3 protein-coding genes are annotated in these 3,269 nt (G+C 72.3%); 2 read left to right on the forward strand and 1 reads right to left on the reverse strand.

Features of this window, described 5'->3' with window-relative positions:
• Together IY392_RS04465 and IY392_RS04470 are read left to right on the forward strand one after the other, a co-directional pair.
• A partial coding sequence (locus tag IY392_RS04465; RefSeq protein WP_194860613.1) for an ABC transporter permease subunit occupies positions 1–786 on the forward strand: 786 nt, incomplete at its 5' end.
• Positions 786–2,147 (forward strand): ABC transporter ATP-binding protein, encoded by a 1,362-nt coding sequence (locus IY392_RS04470; RefSeq protein WP_194860614.1) that lies wholly within the window; start codon positions 786–788, stop codon positions 2,145–2,147. The genes IY392_RS04465 and IY392_RS04470, both read left to right, overlap by 1 nt.
• 44 nt (positions 2,148–2,191) lie before the next feature.
• Here IY392_RS04470 and IY392_RS04475 read toward each other — a convergent pair.
• Positions 2,192–3,269 (reverse strand): DUF2804 domain-containing protein (locus tag IY392_RS04475; protein ID WP_309234004.1); only part of this gene is annotated, 1,078 nt, incomplete at its 5' end.

Raw genomic sequence — 3,269 nt, forward strand, 5'->3', positions numbered from 1 at the left:
CACTATGTCCGCGCGCTCCTGGTCGGACTGCTCGCAACCGGTCTGGGGCTCGCCATTCTGGGGCCGTTCATCGCCCCCGCACTCGGGTTGGCCGACCCGGATGCCGTGGCGGGCGGAGCGTTCACCCGGGACAACGCGGTGTGGGGCACCGACCGGCTGGGACGGGACGTCCTGTCACGAGCCCTTCACGGCAACCTGCCGCTCGTGACGATCTCCGTGACGGCGGCGGTCCTGTCGACCGTGATCGGAGCCGCCGTCGGGCTGACACTCGCCTGGATCCCCGCACTGCGACCGGTCGTCCGATTCGCGACCGACGTCCTGGTCACCCTCCCTCCGGTGCTCGTCATCCTGGTCGTGGCCACTGCTGGGAACGGCTCGGCCGTGGTCGTGGCGGCGGTGACGACGCTGCTGTTCATTCCGGTGAGCTCGCGCTATCTGGAGGCCGCGAGCGCACCCCTTCTCGACTCGGGGTTCGTCGAGGTCGCGCGTGCGGAGGGACGGACGAGACTGGACGTGACGGTCCGGGAGGTCATCCCGGGCCTGTCGCGATCACTTCTCACGGAACTGTCTGTCCGCTTCACCAGCGCCGTCTACCTGGTGAGCACGCTGGCGTTCCTCGGCGGCGGGGTGGGAGGGGGCGGTGACGACTGGGCGTCCACCGTCCGGGATTCGATCGCCGGGGTAACGCTCAACCCGTGGTCCGTCGTGGTGCCCGCCATCGGGATCGCGCTACTGACGGTGCCGCCTGCACTCCTGGCCGACCGGGAAGGGCACGGGGCGATCTGATGGTGACCGCCTCCACCCTCTCCGTGCGCGACCTGGTGATCCGGGACCGAAGCGGCGCGCGGCGTCTCGAGGTGCCGCGCCTGCACGTCGAGCCCGGTGAGCGCCTGGTCGTGGTGGGCCAGTCCGGTGCCGGGAAATCGACCCTCGCCCACGCCGCCGTCGGCGACGTCTCCCCCGGCCTGCGGGTGACCTCCGGATCGGTCCTCGTCGACGGGGTGGACGCGCTGGGAGCGAGCCCCCGGCACCTGCGCCGACTCCGCCGCCGCAGCTGCCTCGTGGACCAGGATCCGGGCGTGGCGCTGACACCGTGGCGCCGGGTCGATCAACTCGTCGAGGAGAACGCGGCCCGCCCGGGCCTGGGAATACGCTACGCGCGGGACCTGGGGCTCCCCGTCGAGGAGGGATGGCTGCGTCGACGACCAGCAGAACTCAGTGGCGGCCAACGGCGCAGGGTGGCCATCGCGCGCGCTCTGTCCGTCGATCCGGGACTCGTCGTGCTCGACGAACCCACGGCCGGACTCGACCCGGACACCGCGCGAGCGTTCACCGAACTCCTGATGTCGGTGACGGCCGGACGCACCCTCGTGCTGGTCACCCACGACGCCCGTCTGGCCCGTGAGGTGGGCGGGACGGTGGTGACCGTGGACGGCGGCCACATCGAGGAGACGGCCCCGGCGCTGCGCCCGGTCCGGTGGCCGGCCCGAGTTGCTCCCACCTCCGGGGGGACGCGCATCGGCCTCGCTTTCGACTCGCTCGCGGTGGCGTACCCGAACTCCGCGCTCATCGGACCACTCGATGCCGTCGTACCCGCCGGGTCGGTCGTCGCCCTCGCAGGTCGCTCGGGTTCGGGAAAGTCGACGGTGCTGCGCGCTGCCGCCGGCCTCCATCCCCCAGCCCGTGGGAGCGTACGGCTCGACGGGGAGGAACTGGCGCCCCGGGTCGAGGATCGGCCCAGAACCCACATCGACTCCCTCGCTCTGGTCCCGCAGGACTCCTCGCTGGCGCTCGCCCCGGCGGTCACCGTGGGTCGCAGACTCCGCCGGCTCGCGCGTGATCACCGCACCGACCTGGCGAGGGTCTGCGAGGAACTGCAGCTCGGTTCCGAGTTGCTGGACCGCCGACCCGGCGCGCTCTCCGGAGGGCAACGACAGCGCGTCGCCCTGGCCGCGGCGATCCTCCGCGAGCCGGACGTGCTCCTGGTCGACGAGCCCACCGCAGCACTCGATCGAGCGACGGGCAGTGCCGTACTCGCCAGACTCGAGCAGGCGTCGGCCGCCGGGGCCGCCGTGCTCGTGGCGACGCACGACGCGGACGTGATCGCCCGCTGCGACTCGGTTCTCGAGCTGCCGGACGTCGGGTAATCTCCCCACACCGGGTGCCGAGACCCAATGCCGGCACCCGGCACCTACCAGCGGTTACGTGACTCCTCGGCCCACCCGGTGAGGCCGTCCAGGCTGACGGCGGTGCCATCATCGAGCACCCCGGTACCGGACCAGGTCCCGAAGGCCTGGTGGGTCCGCACGGCCAAGATCCCGAGTTCGGTGATGTCCCGGCGGAGGTGGAAGGGGGCGAGTGTGGCGTCCACGCGCTCCCCTCGGACCCGCCAGGCCCCCGCCGGATCCGCCAGGTCATACGTCCACCGCAGATCCTCGCCGATCTTGTGCAGGCGGCCATCGTGGAGGATCCCGTTCTCCGTGGACCCGGTCCCGTCCGTCCACCGGCCGCCGACCTGCAGCGCGCACGGCACTCCGTCCACCACGCCGCTGCCCGCTCCCCAGTTCCAACGGGTGGCGTACCGCCACCGCCCGCGCCCGCGGTCGAGAACAGCCCACCCGGTCCCGAGGTCGTGGACGACCCCGTCCAGGGTCACCGAGCCGGTCACGGGGTTGGCGAGATCCTTGAGGGTGTACTGGAACCGGCGCCCACTCCACGGCACCACCACGCCGAGGCTGTCGTGGTCCGGACGGACGATGTCCAGGCTTACCTGGAGACCCGCCGCCCGCACCCGGATTGCGGTGGTGCCCTCGTCGTCGTCGATCTCGACGCGCACCCGCCCCGAACCCACTCCGGCCGACGCGTGCACCGTCCCCACCCCTGCGGCGTCGCTGAACACCGGCCGACCGAACGGACTGACCGCACCGCGCGAGGTCTCCACTCCGGTGCGGCGGTCCAGGACGTAGACCGCGCAGGTGGACAGGTAGTCGAGCCCGGCCACGGTCAGGCCCACCACGAACCGGTCGGTCACGACACCCCAGTACTCCCAGCGCTTGGTGCGACCCCAGCCGGCGATCGCGGTGCGGTGCAGCGGCGTACGGGTCCACCCGACCGCGGCCGGATCGAGTCGGCGGCCGCGGGCGAGGTCGGTGGGCACGGTGATCTCACGCTCGTGGGACATGTGTCCAGTTTTCCATTGCACGACACCGCGGCCGTCGGCGAGGCCCGCCGCTCCGTCGGCGAGGCCCGCCGCTCCCTCGGAGTGGCCC

Origin of the sequence: Dietzia sp. SYD-A1, from assembly GCF_015356725.1 — a bacterium.
In the GTDB taxonomy this organism is placed as follows: Bacteria; Actinomycetota; Actinomycetes; order Mycobacteriales; family Mycobacteriaceae; genus Dietzia.

Bases quoted from the DNA above. Each gene is read 5' to 3' on its own strand.
- IY392_RS04470 (WP_194860614.1), top strand. From the start codon at position 786: ATGGTGACCGCCTCCACCCTCTCCGTGCGCGACCTGGTGATCCGGGAC.